This is a genomic window from Trinickia sp. LjRoot230 (assembly GCF_964253315.1).
In the GTDB taxonomy this organism is placed as follows: Bacteria; Pseudomonadota; Gammaproteobacteria; order Burkholderiales; family Burkholderiaceae; genus Trinickia.
On record NZ_CAXUQX020000001.1, the window covers coordinates 2,385,591 to 2,405,432 of the forward strand.

At 58.1% G+C, this 19,842-nt stretch carries 14 protein-coding genes; 8 read left to right on the forward strand and 6 right to left on the reverse strand.

Annotated elements, in window-relative coordinates:
* The first annotated feature begins 214 nt into the window (after window positions 1–214).
* Both ACSQ20_RS11150 and ACSQ20_RS11155 read left to right on the forward strand, forming a co-directional pair.
* Entirely contained in the window at window positions 215–2,707 is a 2,493-nt protein-coding gene (locus ACSQ20_RS11150) for a hypothetical protein (protein WP_436019858.1), read from the forward strand.
* A gap of 278 nt (window positions 2,708–2,985) precedes the next feature.
* Window positions 2,986–4,449, forward strand: a complete 1,464-nt coding sequence (locus ACSQ20_RS11155; RefSeq protein WP_436019860.1) for a DHA2 family efflux MFS transporter permease subunit — start codon at window positions 2,986–2,988, stop codon at window positions 4,447–4,449.
* Between the two features lie 58 nt (window positions 4,450–4,507).
* Here the strand turns inward: ACSQ20_RS11155 and ACSQ20_RS11160 are convergent, their stop codons facing one another.
* From ACSQ20_RS11160 to tssK, 6 genes are all read right to left on the reverse strand, one after another.
* Window positions 4,508–4,921, reverse strand: a complete 414-nt coding sequence (locus tag ACSQ20_RS11160; RefSeq protein WP_436019862.1) for a DUF4399 domain-containing protein — start codon at window positions 4,919–4,921, stop codon at window positions 4,508–4,510.
* Between the two features lie 32 nt (window positions 4,922–4,953).
* Entirely contained in the window at window positions 4,954–5,136 is a 183-nt protein-coding gene (locus ACSQ20_RS11165) for a hypothetical protein (protein WP_436019864.1), read from the reverse strand.
* A 473-nt stretch (window positions 5,137–5,609) separates the two neighbouring features.
* Window positions 5,610–6,641 (reverse strand): hypothetical protein, encoded by a 1,032-nt coding sequence (locus tag ACSQ20_RS11170; RefSeq protein ID WP_436019866.1) that lies wholly within the window; start codon window positions 6,639–6,641, stop codon window positions 5,610–5,612.
* Between the two features lie 243 nt (window positions 6,642–6,884).
* Window positions 6,885–7,319, reverse strand: a complete 435-nt coding sequence (gene tssE, locus ACSQ20_RS11175) for a type VI secretion system baseplate subunit TssE (protein ID WP_436019868.1) — start codon at window positions 7,317–7,319, stop codon at window positions 6,885–6,887.
* A complete protein-coding gene (locus ACSQ20_RS11180; protein ID WP_436019870.1) occupies window positions 7,316–7,969 on the reverse strand; it encodes a DotU/TssL family secretion system protein in 654 nt (217 codons plus the stop codon). The genes tssE and ACSQ20_RS11180 overlap by 4 nt, the downstream gene beginning before the upstream one ends.
* Window positions 7,966–9,312: a type VI secretion system baseplate subunit TssK gene (gene tssK, locus ACSQ20_RS11185; RefSeq protein ID WP_436019872.1), complete on the reverse strand. Its 1,347-nt coding sequence runs from the start codon at window positions 9,310–9,312 to the stop codon at window positions 7,966–7,968. Before tssK ends, ACSQ20_RS11180 begins: the two co-directional genes overlap by 4 nt.
* 293 nt (window positions 9,313–9,605) lie before the next feature.
* On the opposite strand from tssK, the gene ACSQ20_RS11190 reads away from it, so the two are divergent.
* The 6 genes from ACSQ20_RS11190 to tssJ all read left to right on the forward strand — a co-directional run bounded on the left by ACSQ20_RS11190 (window position 9,606) and on the right by tssJ (window position 19,806).
* Window positions 9,606–12,182, forward strand: coding sequence for a type VI secretion system Vgr family protein (locus ACSQ20_RS11190; protein WP_436019874.1), 2,577 nt, complete (start codon window positions 9,606–9,608; stop codon window positions 12,180–12,182).
* Entirely contained in the window at window positions 12,179–13,660 is a 1,482-nt protein-coding gene (locus ACSQ20_RS11195; protein ID WP_436019876.1) for a LysM peptidoglycan-binding domain-containing protein, read from the forward strand. Before ACSQ20_RS11190 ends, ACSQ20_RS11195 begins: the two co-directional genes overlap by 4 nt.
* 516 nt (window positions 13,661–14,176) lie before the next feature.
* Entirely contained in the window at window positions 14,177–15,466 is a 1,290-nt protein-coding gene (locus tag ACSQ20_RS11200) for a hypothetical protein (RefSeq protein ID WP_436019878.1), read from the forward strand.
* Between the two features lie 56 nt (window positions 15,467–15,522).
* Window positions 15,523–15,813 (forward strand): PAAR domain-containing protein, encoded by a 291-nt coding sequence (locus tag ACSQ20_RS11205; protein WP_436019880.1) that lies wholly within the window; start codon window positions 15,523–15,525, stop codon window positions 15,811–15,813.
* A 55-nt stretch (window positions 15,814–15,868) separates the two neighbouring features.
* Complete coding sequence (locus tag ACSQ20_RS11210; protein WP_436019882.1) at window positions 15,869–19,288, forward strand: ImcF-related family protein; 3,420 nt, start codon at window positions 15,869–15,871, stop codon at window positions 19,286–19,288.
* Window positions 19,285–19,806, forward strand: coding sequence for a type VI secretion system lipoprotein TssJ (gene tssJ, locus ACSQ20_RS11215; RefSeq protein ID WP_436019884.1), 522 nt, complete (start codon window positions 19,285–19,287; stop codon window positions 19,804–19,806). Before ACSQ20_RS11210 ends, tssJ begins: the two co-directional genes overlap by 4 nt.
* The last annotated feature ends 36 nt before the right edge of the window (window positions 19,807–19,842 follow it).

Genomic DNA, 19,842 nt, shown 5'->3' on the forward strand with positions numbered 1-19,842 from the left:
GTGGGCCTGAATAAATCGCGAAGCCGTCCACTCGTCTCACGTCTACGCCACCAGCAGAACGACGATTGCCGTTGCGATGCTGTCTCATGCATTCGCGTTGTGACGATGTGGTTTCCGTTCCCCGAATCCTCTTATTCCCGAACTCTGGTTATCTTGATCGGATCAGGAACTCCCGGCTTGACGCCTGAACGCATTTCGCTCCGAGACAATCGCCTTGCGAATCGATAACAAACTGTTCGGCATGGCTGATGACGATGGCGACGAGAGGCAACACACCGCGCACTCGCAACAGCAGAACTCGAATCGATCTCCCGTTCCGTCTGCAGAGCAAGGCCTGCCTTCGGAACTCGCCGGCGCACCCCAGCGACGGCGTGCACAACTGCGCACCGGTGGCATTCATGAGCCGCAAAGATCAGGCGACGCTCCGCTTACTTCCCATAAAGCGACGCTGCCGCAACTCGTGTCGGGCATGCAGGTAGATCCGTGTACTCGTGCGACGAACGCCATCCGGGAACAATTGAGCGAGCTGGCACGTGGCGAAAACATTGAGCCCTCTGGCATTCCAGACAATTTTTTCCGGCGACTCTCTTCGAACCGTTCCGACTCGTCCGCAACATATATCGTAGAGAACGCCTCGTTGTTGGCCGATATTGGCGAATCGCTGATGCTCTTGCACCGACATGGCATCGCGCCTGGTTCGTTTTCCAGCATGTTCGAGCAAGCATTTACGCTTGCTGGAATCGAACGACTGCGGAGAATGGGACCGATACGTAAACAGATGGAGGGGTTGTTGCAGCGTTGCTGGAATGACGAGGCATTTTCGCCAACCGTCTTCCGGCACCTCGCGAGCATGCTTAGCGGTAAAGGGCTGCCGCCGATGGACCGCTTGGATGCGCTCAGAGCGTGGTGCACCAATGTCGACGGGCATTGGGACCTTGGTCTGCTGAAGCCCATTGCAAGGCTGCACAGCCGCAGAGGCTTACCCGAACAAGCAGGTCTCGATCGGCTCACAGTGCATTTCAGCCAGAGCGGTAAATGGGATTACGCACAACTCGACAAATTCTCCAAAGCGCATCAAAAGGCTGGCATTCCTGGCGAAGCCGGTATCGCCGAATGGGTATCGGGCAGGATTTCGCCCCATAGGTTGGCGTATCTCCAGGCGACCGAGTTGATCCGCGCACGTCTCGATCTTCTATCGGCGTCAGAAGGGATATCTGCCCCCGAGGTCGGCGATAACTTTGTAGATTTGATCGCCGGTAGCAACTCCATGAGCGGAGCCAAGATGCTGTCCGCCGATGCAGACCTCATCAACGATATCGCCGCAACGTTAATGCTGCTCTATCGCCACGGCATTGAACCAAGCTCTTTTTCGAGTATGTTTGAACGATTTTTCACTCATGCGTGGCTGCGTCGTCGAGCGCCTGACTTCGATATTTATGCTCGAATGGGGCAATTCTTGACGTACTGCAAAATCGACGGTTCGGTAAGCAAGAGAGTATTTCGCTCGTTTTCCTCGATGCAAAGCGGAAGAGGACTGCCCGAAATGAGCGATGTCGATGTGGTCGCACAATATTGCACCGACGAGCAATCGCACTGGAACATTCAAGTGCTGTCGTCCATCGCAAGCGTGTATTCACGCAAGGGGACGCCCGACAGACGAGCACTCGAAGTAATCAAGAACCGCTTCCACGACGGACGGGACTGGGATGAAAAGGCGCTTGCGTCATTCGCTCATGTTTATAGCGCAAAGGGCCTTCCTGACGAATCGGAGCTCGCTGCGTTCGACGACATCTCGAACAGAATCGATCGATTGCTTCAATCGCCGCCTTCCGACATGACCGGGGAGACACGAAACGACGGCAGATATCGATACAGCTCAGGACAGATACGGTTTGCAAGCGAGGCGGTGCGGGAGACAGCGATCATAGGCAAAAATGTCAGCCTGATTTTCGCTGCAGGACGGCCGGCCTCGCTGAGAGCACTTGGCTGGTGCAGATTACGTGGTTCGCTGTCGAACGCTCGAGCGGTCGAAACGGAGCTTATCCGACAGATTAACGAAGCGGAGCATGCTGGGCGCCCCCTCATACCATCGATCGATGGCGTGATTTACCAGGTAGCGATCGATCCTTCCGGCAATCTTGCCGACTGGTTCATCGGGCGCTTTCCAGGTCGTTTGCTGGACTTCACTGGGCGCATCGCGGGCTACCACTCCGACATCGGATTGAAACGCGTACGTATTTCCAAATGGGAATTTTCGGTGACTCAAAACGATGGGTCTGTGCACGATGTCGAGATAAGGCTCGAGTGTGGACAGCCCACGATGTTGGGCTTGTCGGGCAAAGGTGGCCACAATACCGTTTCCGCTGTCAGCCGCGCCTGGACTACGGATGTCCACCACCATGCCGGGATTGAGCCTGTTGACAGCAACCCGGGGCCGGAAGAACTCGCATTGCAGCAGGTGGTGGCCACCTCCGTGCGCGAAACGCTCTGTCAAAAGTACAGTCCGGAGGAGGTCGATCTCATCGTTCGAATTCTTGCCGAATGGTATGACCTCCAGACGACCGACGGTAAGTCGGACGAGCAGGCCTACGATGCGATCGAAGCCTTATTCGATATCCCGCCGACAAAACTCAAGCGCTATATGACAGCGGTGTCAGAGCTGCTTCGCCGAGCCGGGATTGGCGTGAACGGCCCAGATGACGATTGAACTCGCCTATCGCGGCAACCCGCGGCTCGGTGTGGCGTATAACGTGTCCGCCCGTGATGCTGCTGGCCGCCAACGAGCGATTTTCATAATAGCTAAAACGTAGTGCCCCGATCGCCGGTGCGCGTAGCGCGCGGCCCCGCGCGCGTATATCGGCTACGTTCGACTTGGCGCCGAAGAATGCGCCAAACCTTTATCATCGTTCGCGACAAATTGTGCTGCGGCAGCGGGTTGCATGTCGCACGCCCCTAGAACAATCACGGATATAGCAGGAGTGGTTCATGACACATGGCATCGATGAACGCAAGCGCTGGCTTGCTCTTACTCTGCTTTGTTTCGGAGTCCTGATGATCGTGCTCGACACGACCATCGTGAACGTCGCGCTGCCGTCCATTCGCGCCGATCTCCGCTTTACTGAAACGTCGCTCGTATGGGTGGTCAACGCCTACATGCTGACGTTCGGTGGCTTCTTGCTGCTGGGCGGGCGGCTTGGGGATCTGTTCGGGCATAGGAAACTATTTCTGCTGGGCATCACGCTTTTTACAATGGCATCCGCCGCTTGCGGGCTGGCAAATTCGCAAGCATTGCTGATTGTCGCGCGTGCAATACAGGGGCTTGCCGGTGCCGTGGTGTCCGCTGTATCGCTGTCTCTGATCATGAATCTGTTCACCTCGCCGGCCGAGCGCGCCAAGGCGATGGGCGTCTACGGTTTCGTATGCGCGAGCGGCGGCAGCATCGGCGTGCTGCTTGGCGGCTTGTTGACCAGCACGCTTAGCTGGCACTGGATCTTTCTCGTGAATGTGCCGATTGGAATCGGCGTGTATGTGGCTTGCCTCGCGCTTTTACCGGCCGGACGGCCACTGGCTCAGCGCACCAAGCTCGATGTGGCCGGCGCCTTCAGCGTCACGGCGTCGCTGATGCTGGCGGTCTATGCAATCGTGCACGGCAACGAAGCGGGCTGGACGTCGCCACAGACGCTTTCTCAGCTTGGCATAGCGATTGCGTTGATGCTCGCTTTTCTGGTCGTCGAATCGCGGGTGGCACATCCGCTGATGCCGCTGCGCATGTTCGCGCTGCGCAACGTCGCGACCGCCAATGTGGTGGGCGTGTTGTGGGCGGCTGCGATGTTCGCATGGTTCTTCATTTCTGCACTTTATCTGCAGCGCGTGCTGAACTATAGCGCGATGAAAGTGGGCTTGGCGTTCTTGCCAGCCAACATCATCATGGCCGTGTTCTCGCTCGGGTTATCGGCGAAGCTCGTCATGCGTTTCGGCATTCGTGCGCCGCTGTCGGTCGGCCTTTTGATCGCAGCGCTGGGGCTTGCATCGTTTGTGCGCGCCCCCGTCGATGGCAGTTTCGCGATGCATGTGCTGCCAGGCATGCTGTTGCTTGGCCTTGGCGCCGGCGTGGCGTTCAACCCGGTCCTGCTGGCCGCCATGAGCGATGTCGCGCCCGATGAATCGGGCCTCGCGTCGGGCGTGGTCAATACCTCGTTCATGATGGGCGGCGCGCTGGGCTTGGCGATTCTCGCGAGCTTGGCAGCAGCGCGCACCGATCGGCTTGCCTCGACGGGCGCGACACTCAATGCTGCCCTCAATGGCGGATATCATCTTGCGTTCCTGCTCGGTGCGATCGCCGCTACGATCGCGGCAGTGCTGGCAGGCGTGTTTATGCGAACACGCGCACCGCAGGCGGCACATCATTCTGACAAGGCCGAGCAATCGGTTTCGAGTGCAAGCCGGTAGCCGCTCAGGACTCGTTAGGAGTCAGAATTAACAGGTTGCGAGCGGCGGCAAGCGGGCTTCACTTGACATGAACCTTGACGGTCTGGCTCCAATCGGGGCCATATGACCGATGTGCGCCGTCGGCGAACTGCAGCGTAAGGGTATGGTCGCCCGACGGAAGCGTCACGTCGGCTTCGGTTTGGCCCTTGCCATAGTGAATCGCGTGGTCATTCGCCGGCACGACCTCGCCTTTCGGAAGCGGCTTGGCGTCGATCAGAATGTGGTGATGTCCCGTTCCGTCAATCAAATTCCCCGCGGGGGCGACCTTCATGTCGCTCACGGCAAACTTGAGGTGCACGGGGTTGGTTACGGTGGAACCGTCGGCAGGCTCGATGAAACTGACGCCCGCAGCCGCCTGCGCGGGCCGCCAACCCGCAGCCAAGACTGTGCAGATCGTCAGACTGAAAAGAAGCTTTACGAGTCTCCGATTCATGAGGATTGATCTCCTTGAAAGATAAAAACTACTTAAATTGACACGAACGCATCGCGCGTTTCTTGCGCGCAACGTTCGTGACCGAATTCATCTGCACCGTCCACGCCTCGCGCGATCAGAAGCCCAGCGATTTCACGCAGAAGGTGTTCGGTAAGCGTCCCGCGCGGCGCCGGCAGCCCTAACAGCGCGATCAGATCTTCGGCCAAGATGCTCATGACCGACACGCCTCTTCCAATGGCAAGCGGGCATCGGCCGAGCCGTCTGGTGCCCTTCCCTCATTAGCGTGCGACGTTTTGCATCTTGTCTCGCGGCATAACGCTTCGAATCGTTCGAGCGCGCGAAGCGATCCCGTTACTGAGTGATAGGCCTCCTGGCCGATCTTTCCGTCAAGCAAAATCACGAAACCCGCTGCACGGGCCATCTCGAGAGTGTTCACGCGGCAACCTCCTTCCGATAAGCGACGTCTCGATGCCTGAACGCAACGCGGCTCAGATTTCAACGTCGTTCCATGCTCTTTAAAACACGGCACCGACGGTTTTATTCCGCTTGGCTCAACGAGATTTTTGGCGTGCTTTGCATTGCGCTCATTGCTACGGATTTCCGTAAGCATCAGGCAACACGATCGGGCGTTGTCTAGCCGGCGACTATCTACGATTGCATGCCGGCTAGGGCGTAAGCGCGACTGTGATTACCGGTGAACGTGGCCGTCGATCCATCGCAACAGCACATCCGCCACTTTGTCGTTATTCCGGTCTTGCATCATCATGTGGCTGTTGCCCTTGAGACCGGCATCGGGCAATTGAAGCACCGTTGCATCGCCGCCTAGCGCCCTTACACTCGCGGCAAACGTTTGGCATTGCGATAGTGCGGGTATCCAGAACGAAGCGAAAGCGTCGGTTAAATGATCGCCGAATACGATCAGGATTGGAATTTTTGCGAGCGTTTGAAGTTGCTGCTGGCTCAACGACGTCGAGCACGTCTGCGCGGGTTCGAGCGAGATTATCGCTTTGATTCCAGTCGGATCGACAAGCGCGGCTTGCTCCGGAAAAAATCCCGACTCCGAGTGCCCCATGACGACGGCGCCGCCGATCTGCTTGGACAACGTAGCGAGATGATTCAACGTTGGGTTCGCATCGGCCGGTAGCAGTCCGTTCAGATCGGGAATCATCTGTTTATAAAGGTCGTCGACGGCCGCAATCGGGAATTGTTCGTCGGCAAACGCTTGATTAGGCTTCGCGCCAAACCGGAAGCCAACCCACGCAAATTCGTGACTTCCCATGATGATGTACGGGAGTGCATCGGGTGGCAGCATGCCGAGCTTCACCTCGTTAATGGAGGTGGCGTCGAAGCCCGAACGAGCGCGGGAAACCTGCTCAGCAAGGTAGACGGGGCGGCTGTGTCGAGTAAAGTAGTCGTCCCAGCCTGTCCGGCCGTCAGGCGTCGTTTCCCACGTCTTCGAGCTCAGGCAACAGCCGTGAACCATGACGACAGGCAAGCGGGCCGGCCCCACCGGAATCTGATATCTGACGTACATCTGATCGACGGTGATATCGCCTTGGTTCGAAGAACCAGCGAGGCCTGCCGCGCTGCCCGTAACGGCTGCGGATGTTACGGTGCGCCCTCCGACGTAAAAGCTGCCGTGGTCCTTAAGAACGATAGGATCGGCTTTTGCGTACGCACCAGGTATAACGATAAGCAGCGCAGATATAAATACAGACATCGTATTCCGTATATCGCGTATCCAATGATTGATAGCCTTCATGTCCATTCCTTGATCATGAGATAAGAGAACGTCATACAGCCGTCTACTGTGGTCGATTAGTTAGGAGTACTACAGATGTTCGTGGTGGGGGGCGTATGTGTGTTTGCGTGAGGTCCTCCATACATTGATACGGCGTGCGAAGAAGCGCCTGCGGATGATATGCGAAATTTATCCGGTGTATTGTGAATCCCAGCATCCGCATCAGTACCGATCCCGCTCGCCTCTCAGGAGCATCAACCGGGTCTTTCCATCCGGCTGGAAATGTGTGCCGAAGCGCACAAGGCCAGTCTGATGGAGATGGCATGTCATGGTGAAACTCAGGAGCATGCCCGGTTGCGTGTCGTCGATCTCGATGTCGATGGCTTTTAACCGCGGCTCGTATTTCAACAACGTGTGCTCCATCACGCGCTTCAGACGCAGCGTCGAGGCCGGCAGGTCACGGTAGATTTCGGTGAGATCGTCGAGACCGTAATCGGGCAAATGCAGCAACCCGTTACGACGACTATTAAGGATGCGCTGAATGTTGTCCTGCACGGAGAGAAACGCCTGCGTGGCCGCATCGAAGTCATCCGTCGAGGCACCATTTGCAAAGTGACCCGTCACCTTCTCGAACAACCCCGGCCCGGCCCGGCTCATACTGCACGCCCCACCAACGCGCCCAGCCATTGGTCAAGCAGTGCCCATAGAGCGCCAGCCGTGACGATCGCCAGCAGCGTGCACACCGGCAGAGATAAATGCGCGAACCAACGCCGCTGCACGCCAGGAGGCAAGACCATGCCGTTCTTCGGCGCATCGGGCACGCCCAGCCGTTCACCGAGTGCTTGAATCATCAGCGCTCGCACATTCTGACCTTCGAGTGCAAATCGGCCCTCGAATCCTAGGGCGAGTACCGCATGGAAAATCGCCAACAACATCGGCTCCGCTTCTGATTGATGTAAGCGCAGTCGCATGCGTGTGATTAGCGCCTCGCCCGCGTCGTGCGAGCCGAATTCAGAGACTTGCAGCGGTTCGCGTTCCCAGGCCTCCCTGTCGTGCGGCTCTAGATAGCTCAGCGCGGCCTCGTCCAACAACGCGCACTGTGCGTAGACCGCGTCCTGAATCACATCGTTCGCTTGGCCACTCGCCTTCAAATCCGCTCGCAGACGATCCACCTGCTCGTGACAGCGTTGGCGCATCGTCTCGAACGATAAGTGGGCTTTATGCCAGCCCAGCTCGGCAACCATCAATGCCGTATCGCGAAAGGCGACTGGCAACGCGTTGATACTCAGCGATGTAGTAAGCGTCATGCGGGCAGCACCGCGTAAAGTTCAACGGATACCTCGGGGATGGAAGTGGGCACATAGATCTGACAGCCATGCGCAGCGGTCATCCGCTTGAACGCCGGGTGGGCTCCATCGAGCGCGAAATAGTGATTTTCGATGCGGACCGGAATGGCTGCTGGCAAGCGCGATGCCGCCCGCAATGGAATGCCAGGCAACGCCGCGCTGACGATGTGTTGCACGTCGTCAGGCGCACCGATCTTGCACAAGCGCGGAAACTGCTCCAACAAATCATGCGCCGGCATGGCTGCACGCACCGCGAGGTAATAGTCGGTATTCTCGATCAATCGAGAGTCGTTGAACTGGCCCGACCACAGCGTTGCGCGCGGATGATCGAGCGTGATCGGCACCACACTCGAAGGAATCACTGTATCGAGCAACGTGCGAATCAGCGCCTCGAGTGCGGCGAAGACAGGCTCCGGTGCGCGATGGTCGTATGGGGGAATCGAGTGCAGCGTCTCGGTCATCGAGAACGTCAGCAGCGAGCCGGCCAGTCGCGCGAGCACCGCGTATAGCCGCTCCGGGTGCTGATTTGGCGCCTGGCACAATCGGGCCAACTCTGGCCACGTCGCGTTCACGCTGTGCAGCAACCAGAACAACGATACGTCGGCCACCGCGTAATCGGCGATCTGATCGGAGCGCTCCTTGCGACGATGCGCGAGACTCGCGCTCTTAGCGGCGAGAATCTCGAGAAGGCGCTGCATGCGCGCTATCAAATGGGGGCTTGCCGATAACAGCAAGCATGGCGGGACAAACGCAGCGTCAGGCTCGAAGCATCCCGAGGTATTTCGGACGAATCGTCCGATCGCACAAGTCACGTAGTCGTCGTGCTGCTCAAAGTCGAACAGCAGTGCGAGCGCATGTCGCTCGACGCTGAGCTCTTCGTTCGTGTCGCCATGAAGATCGGCCACGTGAACATATTCGCGTAGGAAGCGACGCGGACGAGCCGGCTTGTGTCCATCGTCGGCATAGTTGGCGCCCTGCGGGTCCATCAGCGGCAAGCCAACCAGTACTGTCACGGCACTGACGTGTTTTGGTACATCGTTGAGGCTGCGCGCGGGGGGCAACCTATCGACGACGTCGGTATCCACCCATGTTCCATCCGGCAAGCGGATGGTCAATGCATCGACCTGCAAACGCTCGGCTGAAAGCCCCTGCTTATCGAAGCCGACACGTTGCACGCCCCACGGATCGGGGCTTGCGATCCGCGCGACCTGCTCGTCGCAAAAACTGCTCCATAGCCCCTGCTGCTGGAAATGCTGCGGCGACATGAAGATGCCTTTCGTCCACAGTGGTCTTGTGATTTTCATGGTGTCTCGTTGAGTTGCCTCTATAAGGCGGTGGGCCGGACGTGTGCTGCGTAAGGAGGTATGCGTTCGTGCGAGTAGTACCACGCTTTTCGCGCTGGGCGTATCGGACTATTCCGAATTGATATCTCGATATTAAAAATTAATTTGAGATGTCTTATCTCATTTAGAACGGCTTCACGTTCGCGTGAAAAGCGTTTATGTTCGATCCCTCGCTGCGGTGCTGATTCGTTTGATGATGCGTGTTGTCATACGTCGTCAACGTCGTCTCGCCACCCAAAACAAGGGATAAACGCATGTCTACCTACTTCGACGACATCGTCGCCTCGAGATGCATTCCGGGACGGCAGTCGTACTTTGTTGATGTCCCGGGCGTGGAAAGCGCCGATGAGTTGTCGGCCGTATCGTTTCGCATTGTTGAGCGCATCGGTGAGCCATGGCGTATTACTGCAGAGCTTACGCATCCTGATGCGCTATTGCGTGCGGACTATCTCGGCAAGCACGCCACTTTCGCACTTATTCCCGAGCGCAATGAGCCGCGCGCGTTTCATGGCTGCATCACGGCCTTTAGCAAACTTAGGACAACGAAGGATCTCAGTACCTACCGCTTCGTCATCGAAGCGCATGCCTCACGCCTTCGCCTGACGAGCGCCAGCCGCATCTTCCAGCATCAAAGCGCGCCGCAGATCATCGAGGCGATATTGCGCCGGCACGAGTTCAAAGGGCATCAGTTCGCGTTTAAGCTGCGTCGCGTGTATCCCGAACACGCCTTTCGTCTGCAATACGCGCTTAGCGATTGGGATTACCTGCGCGTTCTGATGGAGCAGGAAGGCATTTACTGCTATTTCATGCCGGCCGAGCATGGCGACATCCTGGTATTCGCCGATGACATCGATCATTACCTCTATCAGCCCACGCTCACGCTGCCCTATCGCGAGCCGGCTGGCTTGGAAACCAGCGACGACGCGATCCTTTCTTTGCATACGCATGCGACGACGGTGGCGCAGTCGTTCGTCGTCGCGGACTACAACCCTGATCAGGCGTGGGAGCGCGTGAAGGCCGACGCAAACGTCGCGAGCAAGGATGAGACGACGTATGGACAGCCGTATGTGTACGGCACCGGTCATCTGGATCAAACGCAGGCGAAGTGGGAAGCGCAACTGCGGCATGAAGCCGCCATCTGCTGGCAGGTTGTGTACGACGGCGAGAGCACGCATGCCGACCTGCGCTGCGCGCGCATCGTGCATACCGACGACGATTTGCCCGACGCGCCGAACGGCATGGTGATTGTGGAGGTCATTCACACTGGAGCACGTGACAAGGGGTATCGCAATGCCTTCAAGGCGATTCCGGCTGACCGGCGGTTTCGTCTACCGATCAATGAGACGTCTTGGCCTCGCATCCATGGGACGCTGTCCGCGCGGGTGACCTCGCCTAGCAAGTACAAATACGCCTATGTGACGAAGGCTGGGTTCTATGTCGTGCGCTTCGATTTGGACTTCGACGCGTGGAACCCGGGTGGAGAAAGCGTGCCGTTGCGGCTAGCCAAACCGTTCGCAGGGAAGCTGCAGACCGGTATGCATTTTCCGGCGCTCGATGGTGACGAAGCCGTTATCGAATTCCGTGACGGCGATCCGAATAAGCCGTACATCGCGGCGTTTCATCATCATAGTCAAGCCACCGATCTGATTACGAATCAAGATCGGTGGATGTCGCGCAACGTGATCCGCACGCAAAGTGACAACAAGCTCGAGATGGAGGACTGGGAAGGTCAGGAGCACGTCAAGCTGTCGACGGAGCATTCCGGTAAGAGCCAGCTCACGCTCGGGCATATGGTCGACGGGCAGCGCCAGAAACGTGGCGAGGGGTTCGAGTTGCGGACTTCGGGTAAGGGGGCTGTTAGGGCGGGGGGCGGGTTGTTCATGACGACGTATGACCGCCCTGGTGCCAAAGGCATGCAACTCGACATGCAGGAAGCCATCGATCAACTTGGTGCCTCGCACGCTAGGCTGGATAGTCTGGCCGCAGCCGCCGCGCAAGCACAAGCGGACGCCGCCGACGTCAAGGCGATAAATGACATCTTGCAAAATCAACTCGTGGACCTGCAACAACAGGTCATGCTACTGTCCGCCCGTGCGTCCATCGCATTCACCACGCCCGACGCGATCCAACATAACGCGGGCCGCAGCCTTACCTTCACCGCCGGCGAGAACGCCGACGTCGGCGTGACGCGTAAATTCACCGTCGCGGCAGGTGAGAGGATCAGCCTTTTCGCGCAGAAGCTTGGGATGAAGCTGTTCGCGGCTCGCGGAAAAATCGAAGTTCAGGCGCAAAGCGATGCCATGGCCCTTGCAGCCGACAAGGATCTCACAATCACCAGCGCCAACGGCAAGGTACACATCGCTGCCAAGAATGAACTGCTGCTGATGTGCGGTGGGTCTTACCTGCGTTTGACCAGTACCGGCATCGAGGACGGCACACGCGGCGAACGAGAGTTCAAGGCAGCGTCCTTTGGACGGCAGGGCCCCAACACCGTCTACGCTTCCATACCAGACCTCCCCCACTCTCAGCTTGGCCCCTTCAGTCAAAAACTCAGCTTTCGCGACATCAACAACGGTGTGTCGCTGAAGGACGTTCAATACAAGTTATTCACGGAGGGCGAAGCTGCCGGAGAAGTTCGCGTCGCCCAACGCGCAGTCAGCGTCGCTAGCGGCTCAGCTCGCGCCGAAGATCAGAACACGTGTACCGCAATGACCGCGCTGTTCGGTCATGGCCAATGGGCCGTGCTCAATGAGCTTGATATCGACCGCGATCCGATCCTTCGCAGTTTCGAAATCGCAATGGATACTGACGACGAGCCGGAGAACGCATGAGGGAATACGACATCTATCAAGTCGCTCGCGGCGATACGCTCAGCAAGATCGCACAGCAGCACGACGTGAACGCGGATGAGTTGGCTTCGCTCAACCAAATCCGTGAACCCAACTTCATTTACGTCGGCCAACGCATCAAGATTCCACATAAGCCGACACAGCGCGAGCAAGGCGACTCGTTCTACAGTGAGCTCTGGCTTCGGTTTGTGGATGCCATCGGCAATCCCATCGCAAACCTGGGGACGCGAGTCGCTTCGGCGCTGGGCGAGTATCGATTCACCACGGACGAACTCGGGCTGCTTCCACCCGTTCAGACCGCGGGTAAAGACGACCAACCGCGCGTGTTCGTTCAAAAGATCGAGGGCGGCGAAAAGGAAGTTGCCAGCTTACGGCTGCCTCCGGGAACGCACCAGGTCACCTTGCGCAGCCCCAAACAAAAGCTTGAGTTCGCCATGAGGCGCCACCATGGACTGCCCGATCTCAATACGCACAAGCCTTTGAAATTGGAGCATGGCCAGGTGAGTCACAATCGTGACCTCGGTGGCAATCCCGTTGTGAATGTCGGAGTGGAATGCCCAAACAAGGACAACTTGCGCTTGGGGCCTAACGACAAATACCGCAAATGTATTATTGATGCCGCCAAACGGGCAGGCATAGAGCCTCAAGCGGTTGCCGCCATAATCAATGCCGAGGCCGGAAAGATACGCGTGCCGCAAACCAAGCAGGTCTACGCTAATGGAAAGCCGCTGAAGAACAAAGACGGTACGCCAAAAACCGTCAAGAGGCTGGTAAGCACCGGAGAATGGGATCCAACATCGGCCGCAAACACTTCGTCCGCTCGCGGGCTAACTCAGTTTCTCGACGGAACGTGGATAACCATGGCCGCAACTGACGGAGCGTTCCTAAACGAACGAGCCAAATCAGAAAACTGGATCATCACTAGCCCGGAAAATAAATTCCTGTTCGTCCTGGCAGATAAAAAACCAATCCCCCTGAATGCAGTCCGGTTGATGAAGAACGTCGTCGCCCGCACCCAGGCGAACGATGCAAATATCCAGGCACTACTGGATCTTCGAAATGATCCGGAATGCGCAATTCATACAGCGGTCGACTATGCAAATGGAAATGCAAAATCGATTGAACGATCAGGGTATGCCCTCCAGTCATTGAATTCGACAGAGCGCGCCAAGGTAATGTATGCAAGTCATCATCTTGGGCTCAAGGATGTACTGCTATTCATTCAGCAAAATCTACCCGAAGAGCGGGCCGAACGTTTGTTAATCACGCAAATCGGCAAAGTTAGAGCCGAAATAATCGTAAACGAACACGGATCGTATGTAGCCGCTCATCGCAACTGGCTAAACGATTTTGTAGAAATCAACATTAAACCACAATTGTTCTCATGCGACCCTAGCTCCATGTCTCCGGGTCGAACGCTGCTTGAGATCACATCATCACTGCGGAAGCAACGCTCATGATCTGCCCGTGTAAGAGCACTATTTGCGTCATTATATTTGCACTTGTATCGGCGAGTTCAAAGGCCAGCGAACAGGGATGGGAATGCACTTCAACAAAACTAGGAATCAAAAATGAGTTTACGCTGTACTTGCGAGACGACAAAATCGCCGGCTTTGATTATTTTACCTCGACAGTAGGAAAAGATGCCAACGATGAATCATCGACCTGTTCGTTTTCGACGAATCTTTATAAATTTCCATCACGAATCGACGGAAATAAGACGACATTCCAATTGTCGGAATATGGTTATTCTGATATGGCTTCGATTACAACGTTAAACGACAGCTTCACGCTCGATCTGTCTGGCGCAATGATAAGCCATTGTGGGAAATTCGGAGACTACGCAAGAACGTTAACCCTCAAAATTCGGTCAAGTCGATGCAACATCAAAGACTACAGAATATCCCACTAGAGGGAGCGAGAAACATATGACTGGATATTTTATGTCGATAACCGATAACGCTAAGCGCTGACACATGGCCGTCAACTTCTCACTTTTACCTGATGAGGAACCGCTCGCGGACCACGGCCCGTCCCACTTCCTTTGGTCCGTCGTATTCGTCCTTATGGCACTGGGGCTGAGCCTCATCGTGCTGTGGCTATGGCCTACGAGCCTGTCTGCGCACACGTGGAAGTTTTGGGCGACGCTCGTTCTGGTCCCTGCGGGCATCCCTGCTCTACTGATTCTGCGTCACTGGAGTCACTATGAGGGCTACAGGCTCGACGTCGAAATGCGCAACGAAGCCGTGCGCCATTACCGCGAGCGCGTTTTTGAGGCGGCGAGCCGTCCCCTGATCTTGCTGGGAGCAGCCTACCGGTTTTCCGCCTCCGCGGAGGACAACGACGCCGCGGATTTGCGCAGTGGCACCACGGTTCTGAAGACGCGGGAACTGATCGTTCCCGACCATGAACCCGCGAAAGTGCGGTGGCTAGACGTACCCGGCTCCGCTCTGACGCCGGGCGAAAAAGCAGATGATATGGAACGGCACCGAAAAGCCACCGCTTGGTTGTTCGATGAGCTACTAAACGACCTCGGTACCAAAATCAAAGCAGTTCCGAGCCGCCTGAATCTTCGCGTTTGTCTGTTGGTATCGAACCAGCTTCCTCGCTCTGACAACGAGAGCATATGGCGAACATGCTGGGAGCGCCGTTCACTGCCTTCGGCGCCCCTAATGGAACTGCCATCAAACTTCGATCTGTACGCATTGGACACGTGGCTCGATGAGATTATCGGGGAAAGACGCCATGACTCGCGATTGATCATCGCTGTTCAATTGCATCCTCTTTTGTACAATTCGCCGCCAACAGGCAGCGCCGAAACGGGCGCCGCCGTATTGCTCGCGCCACCATCGATCGCACTGCAAACCGGTGGGCCGCACTGCCGGCATCTCTTCCGCCCGGTCCGGTGTGAGCTGCACTCGCTCGGTGATGCTGTTCCGTCTGCGCTCCTATGGGCCGCTACTGAGGCGCGTGCGGTTCAGCACCTATGGCAGACAGGCCTCCCCGCCGACGTGACGACGCTGTTGAAAGATTCCAGCGCATCCGCACAATTTTATGCATCGTCCACGAACCTGGACGATGCCGTTGGCGACGCTGGCGTCGCGGCTCCCTGGCTCGCTTTAGCTTGCGCGAATGCAACGTTATCAAACGTTGTTACGCCTCAAGCCGTTTTCGTTGGCAATGGCAAGAACGTCGACTGCTGCATCGTCCGATGTCTGGAAGAAACGCCGACACAGGCACGAGCTGCGGTTCCGATTGCATTATGAACACCAAGCCATGAAAACCGCCTAGAAGCTCTTTATTTCTCGAAAACGAGCATGTGATGACCAAACGCTACGACATCTTCAAAGGCGACTACACGACGGCTGGTGGCAAGGTCGAAGGTGGCGCGACCAACGATAAGTCCAACGGACGTGAGCAGGCATATGAGAACGATCAAGTCTGGTGCCCGATCTGCAAGACGATGGGCAAAATCGGCTGCGCGGGCACTCGACTTACGACCAAGGGGCCGGACGGACGCGAAGCGGCGCTGAGCGGCGATCTGTGCATCTGTCATTGTCACCCGAGCCCCCGCCTTGTGCCGTCCCAATACGCTTCATATGTGGACGTCTAGTCGATCGCAACGTTGCCGCGCGAGATGCGAGCGTTGATATGCAAAAAGTAAAGGCATGAAAAAAGTACGCCCCGACCTGCTCTCTATCCTTATGCTGGCGATACTCGCGGCTAGCGCTATCGTCCTTTGGAGTGACCATATCGGTATCGAGACACCGCAGCAGCAAGGCCACTGGCTTGTTGCGCTCGCGTTCTGTGCGCTGCTACTTGCGCTCGTCGCGTCCTTTGATCGCCTCGGCCGGTGGTCTGATGCTGCACGTGTCTTGCGACAGCGGCTGCACTCTCAGAGCGCCGCAATCGCCGGCGCCACCCAGGCTTGGTTATCAACATCTTCTGATAAGCAATCGCTGCCGACAAACGGGCTCAATGCGTTTCGCCGTGAACTGGTGCAACGCCAAGGCTGGAGCTCCCACCAACCCCGGCTGCTCCTAACAGGCAATGACAAAACCATCGCGCGGCTCCTGCCCGACTTGGTCGATCACGGCTACCTGATCACCGACGAAGCGATACTGTTGTGGCGCGCCAGCGATGCCAGCGGACACCCTGACGATGCTTGGCTCAAGCAGCTCTATAACCTTCGTCGTCGACCGGTAGACGGCATCGTCCTCGTCGTCGACGGCGACGAGGACAAACTCGCCCCAACACGCAGCTCATTCGGCCCGAACATCAACCTCGCCCGCATCACGCAGATGTTGCGCTGGTCCGCGCCTGTCTATGTGCTCGACGTCGCGCAGGTCGACGAATTCAGAGACGGCCACACGACCGTCGCGGGATGCGAATTCTCCTCTCGCAACGATAGCAATGAGCCCATCGATTCGAAGCTGCTAGCGCTGCGCGATCAACTCGCCCGGCTCGGCGTGCAACGCCTCTGCACCGAGCCGCGTGACATTTACACCGCCCGACTATCCGAACGGCTGGACGAACGAGCGACACCCGCTGCTGCATGGATCGCCACCCTCCGCGCACGCCGGCTACCGGTGCGAGGCATTTTCTTCACGCCATTCCCCGCCGCATTCGCCGATGACACGCCCATCGCTGCCACCACGCTCACACCAACCTTGTCGCATGTAAGCGAGCTCGCCCGCCGTACACGCGGCAGACGCACAGGGCGCCACCCGATCACCGTATCCACTGTCGCCGCGCTCGCGCTGGTCAGCGTGTGGTCCATCGGAATGTTGATCTCCGCATTCGCCAATGCCACCGCAATCCATCAATCACAAGCGGTGATGCACGCACTCGACAACGGCGATGACGCCGCACGCGTACGCTCACTGCTCGCCTTGCAGCAACGCATCGAAATGTACGAGCAACGCTTGCAACATCGCATGCCGGGTACGCGCAGCTTCGGCCTCAATCGCGACCGTGCAACGCTCGATGCGCTGTGGGCTCGTTACGCTGCAGCCAGCCGCGGGCTGCTCGGCGCACCCGTGCAACTCACGCTCGAAAGCGCGCTCGCGGACCTCGGGAAACTGCGCGCCGATACGCTGCAAGACCACGATGCACAGCGCCGCAATTACAACCTGCTCAAGACCTATCTCATGCTGGCGGACCCGCCGCATATCGACGCCGAATTCCTGGCCACGCAGATCGCGTCCGTGTGGCCGATGGCGGCGAGCATGCCGTCCGGCGAATGGCACGACACTTCACAACGTCTAGCGAGCTTCTTCTCGAATCATCTAAAGGCCCGTCCCGCGTGGCGCATCGAGCCCTCGGAGCCGCTCATTGCCGCAGCACGCGCGACCTTGATCAATCAAATCGGTCTCGCGAACGCGGATGACACGGTGTATCAATCGATCCTCGTCGGCGTACGCGGCAAGTATGCCGATATGTCGCTGCCCGCGCTGCTCAACGGCACCAGCGCGCAAGGCCTCTTCGCCACGTCTGCGACCGTGCCCGGCGTGTACACGCGTGCCGCGTGGGATAGCGTAATCGCCGACGCCATCGACAAGGCCGCTGGCGAACGGCGCGTCGAAGGCGATTGGGTGCTCGGCGACAACGCCGCGCAAACCATCGACACCACAGCTGCGAACAGCATGACCGCCACCGGCGCTACCGCACTAAAGCAACGGCTCACCGCCCGCTATTTCGCCGAATACACCGCAGCGTGGCAGCACATGCTCAATAGCCTCCAATGGCAGCCAGCCGCCAACCTCAACACAGCCATCGACCAACTCACGCGCTTGACCGACGCGCAGACCTCCCCGCTGATCGCGCTGGTCAAATCGGTACAGGCTCAGGCACAGGCGGGCCGTCCATCTCAAGCGCTCGCTGACACACTGGTGCGTCGCGCGCAAGACCTGCTCGGCCGCGACGACAAAGCCAGTGGTCGGCCGGTGAATCCGCTCGATCAATCGTTTGGCCCCCTGCTCGCCCTGATAGGCGACAGTGGGGCAACGGTAAACAGCGGCGCGAACCACGCGATGAACGGCAATGCTCCCGCCACGCTAAACGGCGTCAGTCTGCAAAGCTACCTGACTGCCGCCACCACGATGCGCCTCAAGCTCCAGCAAATCAGCGGCAGCCCTGACGCGCAAGCTATGGCGCGCTCGCTCGCGCAAGCCGTCTTCCAAGGCAAGCTATCGGACTTGGCGCAGGTGCGCGAGCAAGCGGCGCTGACCGCCGCCAGCCTGGGCGCCGCCTGGGCTGGCTTCGGCGATGCACTCTTCGCTCGCCCGCTCGACGGTGCATGGCAGACGATTGTCCAACCAGCTGCGGCCAGCATCAATGACATCTGGCGCACCAGCATCGCAGTGCCTTTCAACAGCGCATTCGATGGCCGCTACCCGTTCCACGACACTCACGCGGATGCCTCTTTCGCGGAACTCGGACGTTACATGCGCCCAACCAGCGGGTTGATTACGCACTTCCTCGAATCGGAACTCGCCGGCGTGCTGAGCCGACAAGGCGACCAATGGGCGCCCAACGGCTTGGCACCGCAAACGCTCGCGTTCGACCCGGCGTTCCTCAAGGCGATTCAGCAAATCTCCGTGCTGGGCGCACGCCTTTATGCACAAGGCGATGCGGGCTATCGCTTCGAGCTGATGGCGCAGCCCACGCCCACCGTCACGCGCTCGGAACTCGCGATCGACAAACAGCGGATCGTGTACTTCAACCAACAGGAGACCTGGACTCCGATCATTTGGCCCGGCGACGGGCTACACGGCCACGCCGCGCTGACGTGGCACACGCTCGATGCGGGCCTGCGGCAAGCGTTCGATGCAACAGGCGATTGGGCATTTCTGCGTTTGCTTGCCATCGCCGAGATCAAGCCGCTCGATAGCACGCGTTACCAACTCGCCTGGCAGCAACCGCATGCGCAAACGCTGCGTTATGTGCTGCGCTCGCAAATCGGCGCGGGGCCCCTCGATCTGTTGATGCTGCGCGGCTTCAAGCTACCGGAGCGAATTTTTATCATCGGCAAAGGCGACATCGCCCACGTCATGCCGCCGCTGCCGCCCGAGCTGATCCCATCATGACGAAAGCGAGCGCTTTAACGCTGCGCACCGGCGCGGCCGTCCTGCTAACCATCTTGCTAATGACCGGCTGCGGGACGTGGCAATCCGTTAAAGAAACATCTTCGGGCGCGGCTCGCGCGATCTTCGCCACCAAGGTCAAGCAGATGAATCTCATCTTCGAAAGCCGCACGGAACTGAATCGCGACGACACCGGAGTTTCACTGCCGGTCGCGATGCAGGTCTACCAATTGAAAGACGCCAAAGCCTTCGGAATGGCGACCTACGCGCAACTACTGACCGATGCGGGCAGCGTACTCAAGGCTGAAGCAGTGAGCCGAACAGACATCGTCCTAGGCCCGGACTCGGCTGTCGCGTTGAACGCGCCGATGGCCGACGACGCCCAGTACATCGGCATCGCAGCGTTCTTCCGCGATAGAGAAAACGCCGAATGGCAACTGACGATTCCGAAAGCGCAATGGAAAAAAGCCGATCCTGTACGCATCAGTGTCATCGGCAACCGGCTCGAATTAGCGCCGTAAATGACTGCCAACCAACTCAAGTCCGTAGCGCATATG

Bases quoted from the DNA above. Each gene is read 5' to 3' on its own strand.
- tssJ (WP_436019884.1), top strand. From the start codon at position 19,285: ATGACGAAAGCGAGCGCTTTAACGCTGCGCACCGGCGCGGCCGTCCTG.
- ACSQ20_RS11205 (WP_436019880.1), top strand. From the start codon at position 15,523: ATGACCAAACGCTACGACATCTTCAAAGGCGACTACACGACGGCTGGT.
- ACSQ20_RS11195 (WP_436019876.1), top strand. From the start codon at position 12,179: ATGAGGGAATACGACATCTATCAAGTCGCTCGCGGCGATACGCTCAGC.
- ACSQ20_RS11210 (WP_436019882.1), top strand. From the start codon at position 15,869: ATGAAAAAAGTACGCCCCGACCTGCTCTCTATCCTTATGCTGGCGATA.
- ACSQ20_RS11155 (WP_436019860.1), top strand. From the start codon at position 2,986: ATGACACATGGCATCGATGAACGCAAGCGCTGGCTTGCTCTTACTCTG.
- tssE (WP_436019868.1), bottom strand. From the start codon at position 7,319: ATGAGCCGGGCCGGGCCGGGGTTGTTCGAGAAGGTGACGGGTCACTTT.
- ACSQ20_RS11170 (WP_436019866.1), bottom strand. From the start codon at position 6,641: ATGTCTGTATTTATATCTGCGCTGCTTATCGTTATACCTGGTGCGTAC.
- ACSQ20_RS11160 (WP_436019862.1), bottom strand. From the start codon at position 4,921: ATGAATCGGAGACTCGTAAAGCTTCTTTTCAGTCTGACGATCTGCACA.
- ACSQ20_RS11200 (WP_436019878.1), top strand. From the start codon at position 14,177: ATGGCCGTCAACTTCTCACTTTTACCTGATGAGGAACCGCTCGCGGAC.
- ACSQ20_RS11190 (WP_436019874.1), top strand. From the start codon at position 9,606: ATGTCTACCTACTTCGACGACATCGTCGCCTCGAGATGCATTCCGGGA.
- ACSQ20_RS11180 (WP_436019870.1), bottom strand. From the start codon at position 7,969: ATGACGCTTACTACATCGCTGAGTATCAACGCGTTGCCAGTCGCCTTT.
- tssK (WP_436019872.1), bottom strand. From the start codon at position 9,312: ATGAAAATCACAAGACCACTGTGGACGAAAGGCATCTTCATGTCGCCG.
- ACSQ20_RS11165 (WP_436019864.1), bottom strand. From the start codon at position 5,136: ATGAGCATCTTGGCCGAAGATCTGATCGCGCTGTTAGGGCTGCCGGCG.